The sequence below is a fragment of the Thermobifida sp. genome (assembly GCF_017577275.1).
Classification (GTDB): domain Bacteria; phylum Actinomycetota; class Actinomycetes; order Streptosporangiales; family Streptosporangiaceae; genus Thermobifida; species Thermobifida fusca.
Genome location: NZ_PITY01000020.1, coordinates 144,115 through 160,615, shown reverse-complemented (window position 1 = coordinate 160,615; position 16,501 = coordinate 144,115). Strand labels below are relative to the sequence as shown.

Annotated in this window: 11 protein-coding genes; 8 read left to right on the top strand and 3 right to left on the bottom strand. The window is 67.8% G+C overall.

What is annotated here, in order from left to right:
• Positions 1–255: 255 nt before the first annotated feature.
• The 7 genes from dxr to CW348_RS05815 all read left to right on the top strand — a co-directional run bounded on the left by dxr (position 256) and on the right by CW348_RS05815 (position 10,808).
• Positions 256–1,470 (top strand): 1-deoxy-D-xylulose-5-phosphate reductoisomerase, encoded by a 1,215-nt coding sequence (gene dxr / locus CW348_RS05845; RefSeq protein ID WP_011291194.1) that lies wholly within the window; start codon positions 256–258, stop codon positions 1,468–1,470.
• Positions 1,471–1,480: 10 nt separating this feature from the next.
• Positions 1,481–2,833, top strand: a complete 1,353-nt coding sequence (locus tag CW348_RS05840; protein ID WP_011291195.1) for an RIP metalloprotease — start codon at positions 1,481–1,483, stop codon at positions 2,831–2,833.
• 267 nt (positions 2,834–3,100) lie between these two features.
• On the top strand, positions 3,101–4,258 hold the full coding sequence (gene ispG / locus CW348_RS05835; protein WP_011291196.1) for a flavodoxin-dependent (E)-4-hydroxy-3-methylbut-2-enyl-diphosphate synthase: 1,158 nt from the start codon (positions 3,101–3,103) through the stop codon (positions 4,256–4,258).
• A 177-nt stretch (positions 4,259–4,435) separates the two neighbouring features.
• Positions 4,436–6,001 carry an alpha/beta hydrolase gene (locus CW348_RS05830; protein ID WP_104612546.1) on the top strand — a complete coding sequence of 522 codons (1,566 nt, stop codon included), beginning with the start codon at positions 4,436–4,438 and terminating at the stop codon, positions 5,999–6,001.
• A gap of 144 nt (positions 6,002–6,145) precedes the next feature.
• A complete protein-coding gene (locus CW348_RS05825) occupies positions 6,146–6,988 on the top strand; it encodes a GNAT family N-acetyltransferase (RefSeq protein ID WP_011291198.1) in 843 nt (280 codons plus the stop codon).
• Between the two features lie 410 nt (positions 6,989–7,398).
• Positions 7,399–9,435, top strand: coding sequence for a vWA domain-containing protein (locus CW348_RS05820; protein ID WP_104612547.1), 2,037 nt, complete (start codon positions 7,399–7,401; stop codon positions 9,433–9,435).
• Between the two features lie 8 nt (positions 9,436–9,443).
• Positions 9,444–10,808, top strand: a complete 1,365-nt coding sequence (locus CW348_RS05815) for an extracellular solute-binding protein (RefSeq protein ID WP_258076832.1) — start codon at positions 9,444–9,446, stop codon at positions 10,806–10,808.
• Here the strand turns inward: CW348_RS05815 and CW348_RS05810 are convergent, their stop codons facing one another.
• The gene (locus tag CW348_RS05810) at positions 10,809–11,783 is read right to left on the bottom strand and encodes an ATP-binding protein (RefSeq protein WP_011291201.1); all 975 of its coding nucleotides are present in this window, start codon (positions 11,781–11,783) and stop codon (positions 10,809–10,811) included.
• 383 nt (positions 11,784–12,166) lie between these two features.
• On the opposite strand from CW348_RS05810, the gene CW348_RS05805 reads away from it, so the two are divergent.
• Complete coding sequence (locus tag CW348_RS05805) at positions 12,167–12,661, top strand: ATP-binding protein (RefSeq protein WP_011291202.1); 495 nt, start codon at positions 12,167–12,169, stop codon at positions 12,659–12,661.
• 68 nt (positions 12,662–12,729) lie between these two features.
• Here CW348_RS05805 and CW348_RS05800 read toward each other — a convergent pair whose 3' ends face one another.
• Positions 12,730–13,572, bottom strand: coding sequence for an AMP-binding protein (locus tag CW348_RS05800; protein ID WP_258076833.1), 843 nt, complete (start codon positions 13,570–13,572; stop codon positions 12,730–12,732).
• 492 nt (positions 13,573–14,064) lie between these two features.
• Positions 14,065–16,464 (bottom strand): tetratricopeptide repeat protein, encoded by a 2,400-nt coding sequence (locus CW348_RS05795; RefSeq protein WP_104612549.1) that lies wholly within the window; start codon positions 16,462–16,464, stop codon positions 14,065–14,067.
• Positions 16,465–16,501: the final 37 nt, after the last annotated feature.

Sequence of the window (16,501 nt, the reverse complement as noted above, 5' to 3'; positions counted from 1 at the left end):
GCTACTGTGAAGTAAGTTACTTCGTCGTTAAGTTAAAGCCGGGATAAGTCTTTTGTAAAGGCCTTCTTGTGAAGGCACTCACTCTTCCTGGTGGGGAAGGCCACTGGGCTGCGTGTCTCCTGGCTTCACCGGTACCGCGCCCTCGAAGCCGCCGATCCAGGACAAACGAAGCGGACGCTACGCCACAATGGGGGTGTGACCACTGCTGTTCCACCCCAAGAGGTGTTCGACCCGACCCCCGCACCGGCTGCCCGCATGCCACGCAGAGTCGTCATCCTCGGCTCCACCGGATCGATCGGCACCCAAGCCATCGAGGTGGTCCGGCAAGAACCCCACCGCTTCGACGTGGTCGGACTCGCCGCTGGCGGCGGACGCCTCGACCTGCTCGCCGACCAAGCCTGCGCCCTCGACGTCCAAGCCGTCGCGGTCGCCGACGCCGTCAAAGCCGCTGAACTGCGCGACAAGCTCTCCGCACGGGGCAGTGCCGCCAAAGTCCTAGCCGGACCCGAAGGAGTCGCGGAGCTCGCCGCCTGGGACTGCGACGTGGTGCTCAACGGCATCACCGGGGCGCTCGGCCTGGAATCCACCCTCGCTGCGCTGCGCGCCGGACGGCTGCTCGCCCTTGCCAACAAAGAATCGCTGATCATCGGCGGCCCGCTCGTCCGGGAGCTCGCCGTCCCCGGACAGATCGTGCCCGTGGACTCCGAGCACTACGCGATCGCCCAGTGCTTCCCCCGCCTGCCCGCCGACCAGCTCACCAGCCTGGCGCAAGGCAACCTCGCCGCCCGCCGCGACCACGTGCGCCGCCTCGTCATCACCGCCAGCGGCGGACCGTTCCGCGGCCGCTCCTCCGCCGAGCTCGCCGACGTCACCCCAGAGCAGGCGCTCGCCCACCCCACGTGGCGCATGGGCCCGGTCATCACCATCAACTCCGCGACCCTGGTCAACAAAGGGCTGGAAGTCATCGAAGCGCACCTGCTCTTCGACATCCCCTTCGAACAGATCGAGGTCGTCGTCCACCCGCAGTCGGTCATCCACTCGATGGTGGAGTACGTCGACGGCTCCACCATCGCCCAGGCGAGCCCGCCCAGCATGCGCATCCCCATCGCCTACGGCATCGCCTGGCCGGACCGGGTCCCGGAAGCCGCTCCCGCCATCGACTGGACCCGGGCCCACCAGTGGACCTTCGAACCCCTCGACCACGAGGCGTTCCCCGCCGTGCGGCTGGCCTGCGAAGTCGGATCTGTGGGCGGGACCGCGCCGGCCGTGTACAACGCCGCCAACGAGGAGGCCGTCGCCGCTTTCCTCGCCGGGCGTCTGGCATTTCCGGCGATCCTGGACACCGTGGCGCGGGTAGTCTCAGAACACCGGGGAGAGAGCCGAGGGACTGTGCCGCGGCTCGAAGACGTCTACGAAGCCGACGACTGGGCCCGACAACGGGCCAAGGAGCTCATCTCCCGGCAGGGATGAGGAGACGTACATGGTGGCGTTGCTGACCGTGCTGGGGATCGTCCTCATGATCCTCGGCCTGCTGTTCTCAATCGCCTGGCATGAGCTGGGACACCTGGTACCGGCCAAGCTGTTCGGTATCCGCTGCACCCAGTACATGGTCGGCTTCGGAAAAACGCTGTGGTCGGTCAAACGCGGCGACACCGAGTACGGCCTCAAAGCGATCCCGCTCGGCGGATACGTGCGCATGGTCGGGATGATCCCGCCCGCCGCGCCCGCCGACCCCGACAAGCCCATGTCGCGGTGGCGCGCCATGATCGAGGACGCGCGTGAAGCGTCCTACGTGGAAGTCGAACCCGGCGACGAAGACCGGCAGTTCTACCAGCGGCCGCCGTGGAAACGGCTCATCGTCATGTTCGGCGGGCCGTTCATGAACCTCGTCCTGGCCGTGGTCCTGTTCGCGGTCCTGCTCATGGGGATCGGCGTCTACCAGCCCACCACCGTGGTCGGCGCCGTCCACGAATGCGTGGTGCCCGCCACCGCGGCGACCAGCGAATGCCCGGAGGACGCCGACCCGTCCCCCGCTGCCGCGGCCGGGCTGCAAGTCGGCGACCGGATCGTCGCGGTCAACGGCCAGCCCACCCCCGACTGGGAGGCCGTGCAGTCCGCGATCCGCGCGCACATCGGTCCCGGCACGGTCGACGTGATCCGGGACGGCGAGAAGATCACCCTGCACGCCGACTTCATCGAAAACCAGGTGGTGAAACGGGACGAGGACGGCAACACGGTCGTCCGCCGGGACGCCGACGGCGATCCGATCCTCGACGAGGAAGGACGGCAGATCCCGGAGACGGTCACCGCCGGCTTCCTCGGTTTCGCGCCGCAAGAGCAGCGGCAGACGCTCAGCGCCGCAGAGACCGCTGCGTTCTTCGGTGACACCGTGGTCTCCGTCGGCAAGGCGATCATCACGCTGCCGTCGAAGATCCCCGACGTGTTCGCGGCGGCGTTCCTCGGCGCGGAACGCACCCCCGACTCCCCCGTCGGCGTGGTCGGCGCCTCCCGCATCAGCGGCGAGATCCTCGCGATGCCCGCCCCCGTCCTGGACCGGGTCGCGATGCTGATCAACCTGCTGGCCGGGATCAACCTGTTCCTCTTCGCCTTCAACATGCTGCCGATCCTGCCGCTGGACGGCGGGCATATCGTCGGCGCGCTGTGGGAGTCGGTCCGCCGCTGGACCGCCCGGATCTTCAAACGCCCCGACCCCGGACCTTTCGATGTGGCCCAGCTCATGCCCGTGGCCTACATCATGGTCGCCTGCTTCGTGGGCTTCAGTCTGATGCTGCTGGTCGCCGACATCGTCAACCCGGTCCGCCTGATCTACTAGCAGCCCGGGGAGTACCTTCGGTGATACGTCGGCAACACACAGGTGAACCAGCGGGAATGCCTGGGCGAAGTCCGAGGCGTTCCCAGCCCGACCATGGCAGGGAACGGTGCCCGATCCGGGTAGCCTTGTGACACATCGACTCACGGCGAGGTCTCCATCCCCCGTGCCCTGCCGCGACGCAGGTCTGCGCCGCGGCGACGTTCCCCGGTAACCAAGTAAGTCGAGCGATGCCGTCGGCCACCCCGGCGGCCAGCGAGGTGAAATCGCGTGTCCGTCGATCTCGGAATGCCCGTTGCTCCTCCGCAGCCGCTGGCGCCGCGCCGCAAAACGCGGCAGGTCATGGTCGGCAACGTCCCCGTGGGCGGCGACGCTCCTATCTCGGTGCAGTCGATGACCACCACGGTCACCGCGGACATCAACGCCACGCTGCAGCAGATCGCCGAGCTGACCGCGGCGGGGTGCCAGATCGTGCGGGTCGCGGTGCCGAGCGCCGACGACGCTGAAGCGCTGCCGATCATCGCGAAGAAATCGCAGATCCCGGTGATCGCCGACATCCACTTCCAGCCCAAGTACGTGTTCGCCGCGATCGACGCGGGCTGCGCGGCGGTACGCGTCAACCCGGGCAACATCAAGAAGTTCGACGACAAGGTCGGGGAGATCGCCAAGGCCGCCTCTGAAGCGGGGATCCCGATCCGGATCGGCGTCAACGCCGGGTCGCTGGACAAGCGGCTGCTCGCCAAGTACGGCAAGGCCACGGCCGAAGCGCTCGTGGAATCAGCCCTGTGGGAGTGCTCCCTGTTCGAAGAGCACGGCTTCCACGACATCAAGATCTCGGTCAAGCACCACGACCCGGTCGTCATGATCCGCGCCTACCGGATGCTCGCCGAACGCTGCGACTACCCGCTGCACCTGGGGGTCACCGAAGCGGGCCCGGCCTTCCAAGGCACGATCAAGTCCGCGGTGGCTTTCGGTGCACTGCTGGCCGAAGGTATCGGCGACACGATCCGGGTCTCCCTGTCGGCTCCCCCCGCGGAAGAGGTCAAGGTCGGCATCCAGATCCTGGAGTCGCTCGGGCTGCGGCAGCGCGGCCTGGAGATCGTCTCCTGCCCGAGCTGCGGACGGGCCCAAGTCGACGTCTACACCCTCGCCAACCGGGTCACCGCGGGCCTGGAAGGGCTGGACGTGCCGCTGCGCGTGGCGGTCATGGGATGCGTGGTCAACGGCCCCGGTGAGGCCCGTGAAGCGGACCTGGGCGTGGCCTCCGGCAACGGCAAGGGCCAGATCTTCGTCAAGGGCAAGGTCATCAAGACGGTGCCGGAGTCGCAGATCGTGGAAACCCTGATCGAGGAGGCTCTGCGGATCGCTGAGGAGATGCGCGCCGAAGGCGTGCCCTCGGGCCAGCCCAGCGTGGACGTGGCGGGCTAGACCGCACAGTCTTCGCGCGGGGGCCGGACCGGCCCCCCTTTTTTTGGTGGGACACCGGTCCTGAAACACCGGAGACCCCAGCCCTGCCCGCGGGGAGGGGAGTGTCGTTTCCTGACTCTGCGGCCCCGCCTCGGCAGAATGCCCCCGGAACTGCTGTCACTCACAGAGGCGGGATCAATGCGGTACGTGGTGGCGAAGCTGGTCGGGGCTGTGGTGGCGGGCGTGCTGGTCGCCTCCGGGACGGCTGTGCCCGCGGCAGCGGACGACATCCTGGACTGGTCTGAGTGCGCCGACCTGGAACCCCCCGACGACGAGATCCTGTTGGAGTGCGCGGAACTCAGCGTCCCCCTCGACCACGGGCGCGGCCCGTCCGCTGGCGAGACCGTGGTGCTCGCCCTCTCCCGGGTGCCGGCGAGCGGGCAGCGGCGCGGGGTGCTGGTCGTCAACCCGGGAGGCCCAGGCAGTCCCGGCCGTGCCTGGGCGGGCATTGTCGCTATGCGGCTCCCTGACGACCTGCGCGCCGCCTACGACGTCGTGGGCTTCGACCCGCGGGGGACAGGCGCGTCCCGGCCCGCTGTCGTCTGCGATCCCGCCTACTTCGCCCCGGTGCGCCCCGACACGGTTCCCGCGGACGAGCAGGCCGAGCAAGAGCTCGTGGACCGGGCCGCCGCCTATGCGCGCGCCTGCGCGGAGCATTCAGGGCCCCTCCTGCACCACATGACCACCGTGGACCACGCCACCGACCTGGACGCTCTCCGGCGGGCGCTCGGCGTGGCGCAGATCGACTACCTCGGCTACTCGTACGGCACCTACCTGGGCGCGGTCTATGCCACCCGCTACCCCGAGCGGGTGCGCCGCCTCGTGCTGGACAGCATCGTCCACCCTGGTCGGCCCTGGTATGAGGGGAACGTGGCGCAGAGCCGCTCCCTGGACGCCACTGCCCGCCACTTCTTCGCCTGGGCTGCCCGCCACCACGACACCTACGGGCTGGGAACCACGGGGGACCAGGTCGCCGACCGCTACTTTGCGCTGCGGGACGAACTGGCCCGGCAGCCGCTCGCCGGTCTCCTCGGCCCCACCGAGCTGGAGACCCTCGTCCTCTACGTCGCCTACACCAGCGCGGCCTGGCCGCCGATCGCCCAAGCCCTGTCCGCGCAGGTCGTCCACGACGACAGCACCCTGCTGCTGGACCTCCACGAGAGGTTGGGGGAAGACGCCGCCAGCGACCCCGAGTACGGGGCCTACCTGGCCACCGAGTGCACGGATGCGCCGTGGCCTGCCGACTGGGGGAGGTGGCGGGAGGACGCGGTGAAAACCCACCGCGACGCACCCTTCATCGCGTGGAACAACGTCTGGTACAACGCGCCGTGTCGATTCTGGTCCGCCCCGGCCCGTCCCTGGTTCGACGTGGACGGCACCGCGGTGGACAGCGCCCTGCTCCTGCACGCCACCGCGGACGGGCCGACCCCGGTGGACGGGGCCTATGCGATGCGGGCCCGGTTCCCGCACGGGCGGCTCGTCATCGAAGACGGGGGAGTGGACCACGGTATTTCGCTCAGCGGCAACCCGTGCATCGACGACACGCTCACCGCCTATCTGCGCGACGGTACCCTGCCCGCCGCGCAGGGCGGAGCTGACGGCGCCGACCTGACCTGCGCGGCCCGGCCCTTGCCGGAACCGTCCCCTGTACAGAAGGACAGTGAAGACGCCCGGACAGTCCTCCGATACGCCCAAGAAAGGTGATCTTGCGGTAAATCATGGTCGGCAAACCGCCAAACCGGTAAGAAAAGAGCGCAGCAGTGCGTTTCCCGTACCGGTACCGCGGCTACGATTGCCCTGAGGCGGAAGCCGATCCCGCCCTGGAAACGCGCAGGTGAGGTGATACGGATGCTACGGACCTCGCCGATCCGGGTGCTTGGGGAACGGGACTATCCCGAGGTGTGCGCGCTGCTTGACCGGGATCCGGTCGGGAACGTGTTCGTCGCCTCCCGGCTGCGCGTCGCGGGCCTGGATCCTGCGCGGCTCGGCGCGGAAGTGTGGGGGTACATCGAAGACGAAGCCATTACCGCGCTGTGCTACGCGGGTGCGAACCTGATCCCCGTCAACGCGGGTCCCGAAGCGATCCGACACTTCGCCAACCGCGCTCGCTGGCAGGGGCGGCGCTGCTCGTCGATCGTGGGGCCGATCCCGGCCGTGACCGACCTGTGGCGCAGGCTGCGGCCCTACTGGGGGCCTGCCCGGGCAATCCGGGCCCGGCAACCGGTGATGGCCACCTCCCAGGAGCCTGCGGTGCCCGCCGACCCGCTCGTGCGGCGGGTCCGGCTCGACGAGCTGGGCATCCTGCTGCCTGCCAGTATCGCCATGTTCACCGAAGAAGTCGGGCTGCCCCCGGATGTCGGGGACGGCGGCCTGCTGTATCGGGCCCGGGTGGAGGAACTGATCCGGATGGGCCGCGCATTCGCCCGGATCGAGGACGGCCGGGTGGTGTTCAAAGCGGAGATCGGCGCGGTCACCCCGCGGGCCTGCCAAATACAGGGGGTCTGGGTGCATCCGGAGCTGCGGGGCCGCGGCCACGCGGTGGCCGGGATGGCTGCCGTGGTGCGGTATGCGCTCGCGGAATTCGCCCCTGTCGTCACCCTCTACGTCAACGACTTCAACGCTCCGGCCCGCGCCGTCTACCGCAAAGTGGGTTTTGAAGAGATCGGCGAAGTCATGTCGATCCTGTTCTAGCCGGCCGCCGCCCCCTCGACCGGGGGGCTTTCTGCCACCGCGAATCTCCGTAGACCGGGGTGGAGGCGTGCCCGCGCTCCACTGGCAGGCTGCTGCACGGAATTCGTTCCGATCTGATGAGCGGAATGATTACGACCCATGGTGACGGAATAGCGGTTCTGTATTACGCATCGGAATTCCGTGAAAACAGAGCGTGGTCGAGTGTTTTGGTGGGTCGCGACGACGTTGGAAAATGTCGCGAAAGGTGAAGAGGGTTATGTATGGCCACGTCACGGGTAAAGTCTGACCAATTGGAGCAACCACACATAGGGTGGAAAATGTGATTGACGACGCATATCCTGGAGTGCCTAAAGGAGGTGGCGTAGGCGGTCCCGGCCAGTCACCTTTGTGGCTTTGGAGTCCGCCCTGACATGACCCAGACCGACCAGCGCGGTACGACAAAAAAGTCTAAATCTTTCATATTCGTCGCCGCCACAGTTCTCTCCTCGTTCTTCATCGCCCTGTGGCAGGAGTTCTTGGGGCAGACCCTCGGCGCGCTGCTGGGAGACCTCCTCTGGGTCGGCTCGCTCCTCCTCTTCTCCGGGTCCCTCATCTTGCTCCTCGCGCACGCACAGCGGGACAGCCCGCACGAAGGACTCCGCCTCGTCGCTAAAACGCTGCCTGACTCGCCCGTCACCGGATACGTCCTCACCGTGCTGGCCGGGATCGCCGCGGCCGCTTTCCTCGCCCCCTGGATCTGGCCGATACTGCGGCCCGCGTGCCCGATCCCCACCCAGATCGTCGTCGCCACCGCGACAGACAGTGAAGCGGTGCTGCGAGCCGCCGCCGACAAATACGAGATCATGCGCCGTGACGAAAACGGCGGATGCCGACCGGCAGACGTGGTGGTCTACTCGGCGGGAACGACAGAAGTCGTCCAGAAGACTTTGCAGAACAACTGGCAGCTTCCCACCACCGCGGAACCCGGATCCGGATCAACAGGGCCTAGTTATCTCATCGACCGCTCTTTAGGAGCCAAACCCCATTACTGGATTCCTGAATCCACTGTTGAATACCTCGATTTAGTGAACCCGGTTGATAAGCGGATCATCAAGAGCGCGGAACTCGACCACAACGAAGAGGCAGGAGGGCTCGAATACCTGGGGGCCACGCGGCTGACCCCGCTGGTCTGGGCGGTTCCCACGACATTTCCCCACGACGTGGAACCGGGAATTCCCTACGACGACCCGGACGTGAACTGGGCGCGCCCCGGACTGCGGTGGACCTCGGTGGGACGGCTGCACGGCGCCCACCAGACCCGCCTGCTGGTGGAAAACGACCGGATACTCGACGTGGAAGAAGCCGAGGCCCGTTTCGTTGGGGACGAGGGGGCGGACAGCAGCGCGGCGCTTCTATGCCGCCTCGGCACAGGGTCCGACACGGTCGCGCTGGTCAGTGAAGCGGCCCTGTACCGGGCCTACCACGCCAGCGACAGCGTCTCCCCTGACTGCCCGGAGGGGATCAGAACCGACCTGGTCCCCCGCTACAGTCCGGACCTTCCCTTCCTCGACCATCCGCTCATCCGGGTGAACTGGAAGACGGTAGAGCCCGACGACATCACCAAGGAACGCCGGAAGTTCGAAGACTTCCTCCTCGACCTCGCCGACGACGAGGAGGCGTACCGCAGCTCCGGCGTCTACGCCGGATACCGGTCGGTGACCGGGCAGGGTGCTGCGGCCGCCGAGCTGGCGGCCGGCCACGGCGTCTCGCGGGAAGGGGAAATCCCCCAGTGGGCGGCCCAGTTCGACGCCGTGGAATGGTTCTCCTGGGCGACCCGGGCGAAGACCGCGCACGAGAAAGCCGCCGAACCCGCGACCGTGCTGCTCGCCTTCGACCGTTCCACGTCGATGGCTTCGCTCCCGCAGCAGTTCGACGCTGCCCGCACCGCTGCGACCACGATCATCCGGGACCTGCGGGAACAGGACCGCTTCGGACTGTGGTCCTATCCGGCGGGCGACACCGGGGCAGCCGCGACCACCGCCGCCACCCTCGTGGACATGGTGCACCGCGACGAACTCCCTCAAGGGTTGATCTCCGCAGTGGAAGGGCTCACCCCCATCTACCGGCCCACCCCGCTGCGCGAAGTGATCCGCGACGGGGTGCTCGCCCTGGAAAAAGAGCAGGCCCCCCAAGCGGTCCTCGTGGTCATCACCGACGGGGTGCGCATCCAGGACGACCCCGGGCTGGGCCAGGAGGAACTGGAGCGGGTGCTCGACGAGAGCGACGTACGCGTGCGGATCATCGCGGTCGGCGGGGGAGCCCAGCAGGCCGAGGAGCAGAACGCGTGCGAGGTGGGACTCCTGCCCCAGCTCACCGAGCACCCGAATGTCGAATGCCGCGCCGCTGACGAGGGCAGGGCGGACGAGAGTGCGCGCGGCGTAGCCGAGGAAGCACGTGGCGGGAGGTAGTGCGGGAAGTGCGGAGGATAGCGGCCGCGGCGGCAGCGCTGGCCGTACTGGCGGCGGCCGCATGCGAGGTGGAGGAGGACCGGATCATCTACCTGGCGACCGGCCGGGACGTCAGCGGCAACAACCTCTACCTCAGTCTCATCCAGGAGTGGAACAGAGCCCACCAGAAGGAGGGCTACCGCGCCTACCTCGTGGAACTGCCGGGGAGCGCCGATGAGCAGTACGCGGAGATGGTCCGCGACGCCCAGAGCGGCAGCCCCGAGTACGACATCATCAACATTGACAACCAGTTCATCGCCATGTTCGCCGAGGCCGGGTGGATCAAAGAGATCGGCCCTGGCTGGGCAGAGGCCAACGGGTTCCCTGACGCGGACGGCACCGCCCTGCTGGAAGGGACGTTCCGGGAGACGCTGATCCGGTCGGTGACCTACGAGGATGAGGCCTACGCGGTCCCCTTCACCGCGGACGTGGGCATGCTCTACTACCGCCGGGACCTGGTCGGCCAGGGGTCGCTGACCGCGGGGCGCACGTTCCACGAGATCCTCGCAGAGCTCGCGGACGCCGCGGAAGGCACCGACGTCGACCACCTCTACATCGGGCAGTTCGCCCAGTACGAGGGGTTCACGGTCAACACGATGGAGATCGTCGCCGGGGAGCAGGGGAGGCTCATCGTCTCCGGTGAGCAGCGCCTCGCCGACATCCACCGCAACGGGGCGGAACACCAGGCGCTCAACCTCATCGCAGCCAGTTTCGAGGACGGCACCTTCCACCCTGCCGCGTTGGACAGCAACGAAGAGGAGGCATACGTCCGCTTCCTCAGCGGGGAGACGGTGGCGATGCGCAACTGGCCGATCTGGTACCGCCGACTGCTCATCGCGTCCACGGAGAACGACTCCGGGCATGCCTCCGAGTACGCGGTGGAGGCCCTGCCCGGAGCGGTCCTAGGCGGGCAGAGTCTCGCGCTGGCAGCGGAAACCCCCCACGAGGAAGCCGCGCTCGACCTCATCCGCTTCCTCACCGGGGAGGAACAGCAGCAGCTTCTGTTCTACTGCGGCGGGTACGCCCCCACCCGCCAGGACATCTACGTGAACAAGCTGTCCCCGGAACAGGCCGCGCAGTTGTGCGCCTCCTACGAGATCACAGGGGAGGACGCCTGGCACAACCAGGCCAACCAGCTCTTGGACACGATCCGACTGGCGATCGACGACGCCCAGCTCCGGCCGGTCACCCCCTACTATTCGCAGTTCAGCGAGGAGGTCTTCTCCGGTCTGCACCCGATGTTCGCGGACGCGCTCCACGGCGCGGTCCCGCTCGATGCCAAGCGGTTGGCGCAGGTGTATACGGCGGCGGACAGGGCGCTTGACGGGAGCTGATCAGCACCACTGCCGGGACGCGGCCAGCGCCTCAGGCCCCATGGTGAACTCGGGGTCCACCTGGGCGGCCAGGTCGACCCCGGTTGCGGCGTTGGCCCATTTCTCAGCGTTGCGCAGGTGGAACTCGACGGTCTGGCGGGTGAACTTCTCCCAGTCCTGTTCGGCCGCGTCCACGAGGTCGCGCATGCGGGCGAGCGCTTTGAGGTTGTCCTCTTCCAGTTCGGCGAGGTCGAGGAACCGTCCTTTCTCCATGGCGCGCACGAAGCCGGAGTGGGTGAGGCAGACGGTGAGGGCGTCGCCGACGTGGTCGCGGAGGAACTCCACGTCGTCCGGTCCGTGCACTTTGTTGCCGATGACGTGCACGGTCACGTCGTAGTCGCGGGCGTAGTCGACGTACTGGCGGTAGACGCCGACTCCGCGCACCGTGGGCTCAGCGACGAGGAAGGTGACGTCGAAGCGGGTGAACAGGCCTGAGGCGAAGGAGTCCGCTCCGGCGGTCATGTCCACGACGACGTACTCGCCGGGGCCGTCCACCAGGTGGTTGAGGTACATCTCGACCGCGCCCACTTTGGAGTGGTAGCAGGAGACGCCCAGGTCGTCTTCGCTGAACGGTCCGGTGAGCATGAGGAGCACTCCGCCGATGTCGCGGCCGAAGCGCTGGTGCACCGGGTTGTCTGCGGAGAGGTCGAGGAGCCGGGAACCCCGCCCGGGCGGGGTGGTTTTCACCATCTGCTCCGCGGAGGCGATCCGCGGGTTGCGGCCGCGGAGGATCTCTTTGAGGTCGGTGAGGTGGCTGCCGAGCGGGGGGATCGTGCTGAGCTCGGCGGGTGAGGCGCCCAGCGCGGTGCCGAGGTGTTGGTTGATGTCGGCGTCGATCGCGACCACGGGGACGCCGCAGTGCGCGAGATAGCGGGAGAAGAGGGCGGACAGGGTGGTTTTCCCGCTGCCGCCTTTGCCGACGAATGCGATCTTCATGCGGACTCCCTCTGCTGGTCTTGAGATGGTGGCGTACCGGCCATCGGTGGTCACCGTGCGTGTCCACCATGCTATTGGAAACGATTATCGTTTTCTTTCCAGAGTAGAGAAAGGATTGAATAACGATTCAGTCGCTTATTGAATAAGGGGTGGTATCGAATCTGTGGAGGGGGTCGCTGTTGCCGGAACGTTGCCGCGCGAAAGGGATATCCATGCCCCTGACGTGGAATTCTTTGTGCTACCTCTGCGGGACACGTGACCGTGTTTTGCGGGGCTGCTGTATCCGGAAAACCGTTGGTGTGCTGTCCTGTTATTGAGTTCCGCCATGACGGCTTCGCGGGCGTGCGATCCTGGCGGTCCCACCGAAGAGCGATGGGAGTGACATGGGGACGACCGATTCACAGGAGGTGCGCACCTTCGCTTCCGCTGATACCTCCAGTGCGCCCGTGGTCGACCCCGTGGAGTACACCGGTTCGACCACTGACCACACGGTGTGGAGCTGCGTCGGCAACCTCACCGCGGTCCGCTCCATCCGATCCCGGGTCCGCGAGTTCCTCGGCCGCACCGGATGCGCTGAGCACGTCCGGGACGACGCCGAGCTCGCGGTCAGTGAACTGGCTACGAACGCCCTGCTGCACTCCCGGTCAGGTCAGATCGGCGGAGTGATGACCCTGTTCATCAGGGTCGATTCCCGGACCGTGCGCGTGGCAGTCGCCGACCAGGGCCGCAAAGACCCCCACGTGAGCGACGTGATCAGTCGGGAAGACCAGAACGAGTACGGGCGGGGCAAGCTCATCGTCGAGAACTGCTCCTCCCGCAGCGGCGAGTACTGGACTGAGGCCACCCATGTCGCCTGGTTCGAGATCGACCTGCGATGAGTGCGGGGACACGGCCGGGGCCGCGGCCAGCCCAACGCGGCCCCGGCCGTGTCATGCGGGGCGGAGGCTCATGCGAGACGGCAGCGGGACTCCCCGGACCACGGCCTGGTAGCGCGGAGAGCCGTAGCTGCGACCGTCGCGTTCTCATCCGCCAAGGAAAGCACCGAGGCGCCGTTCCACAGCGCGACCGCAGCCAGGATGTACCGGTCGCACTCGGTCATCCCGTTCTCCAGCACCACGGTATCCCCCCGAGAAAGACGCAACCCGGTATTCAGACGCAGGAAGTGGGTGATCAGCTCCCAAGGGGAGTGGCAGACCGTGCGAGGAGAAGCGTCCGGAAGCACCGTGTAGTCCATGAGACCGCTGCCGTGCGGACCGGGCACGGTCCCAGAGCTGCTGTGCCGCGGACCCGGGCGGAGCAGGTCAGCGAAGGGTGTCGTCTCCGGGGCGCCGCCGAACGAGACCACCTGGCGCACCCGGGAGCAGTCCGCCAGCCTGACCGCCAGGGGAGCGAGTTCCCCCGTGGCCAGGATCATCCGGGCATCCGTGTCGACCAGCACCTTGATGAGAATGTCAACGTCTGAGGACGGCTGCAAGGGGAGGGCCACGCACCCCACCGCCAGGGCAGTGCAGACGGAGACGAGCCGGGCGGTGGACACCGGGGCGAGTACGGCAACCACATCTTCCGGGTGGAGCCCGCGACTGCGCAACCCCGCGGCAGCGCGGTAGACCACGCCGGCGAACTCGGCGCCGCTCATCCGCATCCCCTTGTGGTCGGCGACCATGCCGGAGTCCACGCAGTAGCGCAACCGGTCCAGCAGGCCGTGGATGAGCGACCCGTTCTGGAGTCCTCCGCGCGACGGGTGCACGGAGGACTCGCTGCCGGTGCAGGGCCGTCGCTCGACCCTCATGTGCCTCCCCCGGTTTCCCAGTGCTCCTCCCCGGTGGACGCGCCCCGGGTTCGCCACGCCCCCTCCACGTGGCGAACCCGGGGAGTCCCGCGGTCAATGCCGCGGGTCGCTTCCCCTCACAGCAACCCGCGGCGGTCGACGCCCTCAGTAGAGCCACGGCCGTCCTCCCACCGCGTGCCGTGGTCTCCGTAGCGTGCCCAAGGGCGTGATGAGGTGACCGGGGACACCGTGACGGGTGCGCCCCAACGGCGTGCGGGCCGACCGCGGTACTCTGCGCGTCACAACCGCACGGAAGAAAGACTACCCCCACAGAAATCGTCTGCACATGCATTTTCCCGTGCATATGCATATGTAGATTCCGGGTTTGGGGGTATGTAGACAGCTTTTCCGCAGTTCAAAGAAGGGGCCACCGGTGAAGGCATAGCGTACCCGCTGCAGCCGTGCCGCAAAAGAACGCACTCCCTCCGCAGGCCACTCTTCACAAAACGGACATCAACGGTTGATCCACGCAGCGATCTGGTTTCGGGAGTTGAACCCCAGTTTCGTGTTGATATTGGCCACGTGCCGGGCCACTGTTGCCGGACTGATGAACAGCCGTTCCGCAATCGACCGGTTGCTCATCCCCTGGCCAATCAGCTCGGCCACCTCGCGCTCCCGCGGGGTGAGCACCGCCTCGTCCGCGTCGAGCAGCGGAGCAGCATCCGACGCCGCCCCCGCTTCCGCCACCTGCACAGCGGCACGGACCGCCTCGTCAGAGTCCATGCGGCGGCCCTCCTCCCACCGCAGCGTGAACGTCCCGCCCTGCAGCGGCCACTTCTTCCGCGGGGCGGGATGCCCAGAACGCTCCCGGAGCGCATCCGCCGCCCCCGCCAACCGGGTGGCCTCGTCCGCACGCCCCTCGGCCAGCGCCACCTTGGCGATCGCAAGCAGTCCGCGGGCCGTCCCCAGCCGCTGCCCGGTGTTGTGGCAGAGCGTCAGACTCTCCTGCAGGCAGCGGTAGGCTTCCGCGCCCTTGCCCTGACTGGCCAAGACCCGGCCCACCCCGGCCAGGCAGCGGGCCAGCTCCGGGGGACCGCCGATCATCCGCTGAATGTCCAAAGCCTCCCGGAAGCACCGCTCTGCCCCGCGGAGATCCCCGCTCGCTTCCGCGACCCGGCCCCGGCCGATGAGCGTGATCCCCACCCCCCACCAGTGGTCGATCGTGCGCAGCAGGGTCAGCGCCTCCTCGTAGCGGTCCCGGGCCTCCTCCCACCGGCCCTGCCGGGCCGCCAACGCCCCCTGGGTGCTGCGGGCAATCCCCTCGTTCCACGGGTCGTCGGTGGCGCGCGTCAACGTGACCGACTCGGCAAGCCGCTGCTCAGCCCGGTCAAACCGTCCCGCGCGGATATCGCTCATCGCCAGAATGTTCAACCCCAGCGCCACCGACCCGTGGTCCCCCGCCTGCTGGCAGAGCCGGAGCCCTTCCTCGCCGATCGTGACCGCGTGAGACGGGTCAGCGCGGTCCCACGCCAGTTCAGCCCGGCGCACCATCGCCTGCCCGCGCAGCATCTCATCGGCGCAGTCCATGGCCAAGAAACGGTCGGTCCAATAGGCCCCCTCCGCGAGCAGACCGTTGACCATCCAATACGGGCGCAGCGCCACACACAGCCGCAGCCCTTCAACAACGTCCCCGCGCTCCGCCGACCAGGTGAGCGCGGTCCGCACATTGTCGCGCTCCGCGCACACCCGCTGGAACGCGGAGAACCGCTGCTCCCACGAGACGCCGTACCCGGCGACGGCATAGTGCGCCAGCTCTTCAGCGAGCGCCAGGACCTGCTCCCGGTGGCGCAGCCGCAGCCGCGTCTCCTCCCCGCTCTCCGCCAGCCGGGCTAACGCGTACTGCCGGATCGTGTCCAGCATCCGGTACCGCATCCGGCCCTGGACTTCCCCGACCACGGTGACTAAGGAACGGTCCACCAGCGAGACCATCAAGTCCAACAGGCAGTGCGCGGGCAGGCTCTCATCCGCGCAGACCCGTTCAGCCAAGTCCAGATCCCAGTCGGAGAACACGGACAGCCGGCGCAACAGCCGCCGCTCCGGCTCGTCCAGCATGTCGTAGCTCCAGTCGAGGACCGCACGCAGCGTCCGCTGGCGCACCGGAGCATTCCGGTCGCCGTACGTCAGCATGGTGAACCGGTCGCGGAGCCGTTCGGCGATCTGCGCGACCGACAGCAGCCGCACCCGGGCGGCAGCCAGTTCGATCCCCAAGGGGATGCCGTCGAGGCGGCGGCAGATCGTCGCGATCGCCTCCAACCGCTCGGGTGTCACGGTGAAATCGTGGGCATGCGCGCGGGCCCGGTCCACGAACAACTGGACGGATTCCGCTTCGAGCGGGTCCCCGTGGCCGGGGTCAGGCACGGTCAACGGCGGGACCCGCCACAGCGCCTCCCCTTCGATATGCAGCGGTTCCCGGCTGGTCACCAGGAAAGAGACGTTCGGGCAGCGGGGCAGCAGCTGCTCGATCACGGAAGCGACGTGCTGGACCGCGTGCTCGCAGTTGTCCAACACCAGCAGCAGGCGGCGGGAACGCAGCAGGTCGACGAGGACCTGGTCGGGAGCGCACTCGTGGTCGCTCCGCACCCCGAGGACGCACGCAATCCGCGCCGCCACCGCCTCGCGGGTCGTGGTCTCGGACATTTCGCACAGCCACACGCCGTCGGAGAACCGGTCCACTGCCTGCGCCGCGGCCCGCAGAGCCAGCCGAGTCTTTCCGATCCCTCCCATCCCGCACAGGGTGACGACCCGGTGGACCCCCAGCAGACGGAGGATGGCATCGAGGTCGCGGGCACGGCCGACGAAACTGTCGAGTTCCAGGGGAAGGTTCTGCTGCACCTGCGTCGTATTCGTTGCCATGGACTCCGGTGAGATCAGGCGGTGGGGAAACGCGACA